2 protein-coding genes are annotated in these 1283 nt (G+C 68.4%); both read right to left on the bottom strand.

What is annotated here, in order from left to right; all coding sequences use genetic code 11:
• Nucleotides 1-120 precede the first annotated feature (120 nt).
• A complete protein-coding gene (locus AWB67_RS38030; protein WP_087660877.1) occupies nt 121-948 on the bottom strand; it encodes a PP2C family protein-serine/threonine phosphatase in 828 nt (275 codons plus the stop codon).
• Between the two features lie 40 nt (nt 949-988).
• Nucleotides 989-1283 (bottom strand): DUF8082 domain-containing protein (locus tag AWB67_RS41240; protein WP_510183522.1); only part of this gene is annotated, 295 nt, incomplete at its 5' end.

The following is a 1283-nucleotide window of genomic DNA, read 5'->3' as shown; positions in this document are numbered from 1 at the left end:
GCTCCTGCCGTCGATGCGCGGCTGTCCCGGCCTGCCGGACGCGGCGTCAGCCGCGAGTCTCTTCGACGGGCGCGCAGACGGCTGGCTGTGGCATCGCCCGCTGCCGCGCGGCGCCGGAATCTAGGCGCCGTCGAAACGGGCGATTACCGCGGTGACGTTGTCCTTGCCGCCCGCATCGAGCGCCAGATCGATCAGGCGCCTGCATCCCGCGTCCATCGCGGCTTCGGTGTTCGAGGCGCCCACTTGCGCGAGCACCGCCTCGATCTCGTGATGCGGCACTTCGCCGTGCAGCCCGTCGCTGCACAGCAGATAGCGGTCGCCGGGCATGCACGCATGCGCCTCCACGACGGGCGCAATCGAAGGCAGCGGCCCGAGCGCCTGCAACAGGATGTTGCGAGGCGGCAAGTGATCGATGGTGCCGAGATCGAGTGCCTGCTGATAGAGCGTCTGGTCACGCGACAGTTGCAGCAGGGCACCATCGCGATATCGGTACAGGCGGCTGTCGCCTATCTGGAACGCGATCAGCAGGCCCGCGCCCGGCGGCTGCCAGATGCCCGTCACGGTCGTTCCCATCGAACGATGCGGTGCGATGTGTTCGAGCCGGTTGAACGTGTGGAGCGCGGTGTTCGCATCGTCGAGCGCATCGATGACGGCGCGGATCGCCGCGAGCGTGTCGTCGTGGACGGTCGCGTCCGGATCGCCGGCAAGCGTCGCGTCGCGGAGCATGCGCGGCAGTGCCAGCTTCGCCGCGATGCGTTCGAGCGCGGTGGAACTGGCTCGTGCGCCGAACGCGTGGCCGCCCATGCCATCGGCGATGGCGATGAGATTTCGACGCGTGTCGATCAGGAAGCTGTCTTCGTTCGCGCGGCGAACGCGCCCCGGATCGGACAGGCCAGTCGCCGTGCAGGCGCCGAAGCGGGTCGGTGCGGGCAGCGTGTCGGAATTCATGCGGGTCTCTCCCTCGATGCGGCGGCTTGCTCGCAGCCGGTCATTGCAATCCGACGTCGCGCCGGAAGCGGGCGCGGTCGTGCTCGTTGGGGATGGCGTCGGCGAGGCGTTCGTGCAAAGCGCGCAAACTTGCTGCGCGCGGCGCCTCCCGTTTCGCGACGATGTGCGCGATCGGGCCGAGGTACGCCGCCAGTTTCAGCGCAGCGGTTTGCACCTGTTCCGCCGTGAACTGATGTTCGCCGCGCGACACGTCCGCCGACGTTGTGTGATTCGCGGCGGATGCTTGAGTGCCGTCGGCGAAGGCTTCGGTGAACTGTCTGCGGCCCTTGTCGGAA

This window comes from Caballeronia terrestris, from assembly GCF_001544515.1.
Lineage (GTDB): Bacteria > Pseudomonadota > Gammaproteobacteria > Burkholderiales > Burkholderiaceae > Caballeronia > Caballeronia terrestris.
Note: the sequence above shows the minus strand (reverse complement) of the source record. Positions and strands in the feature narration are given on the sequence as shown.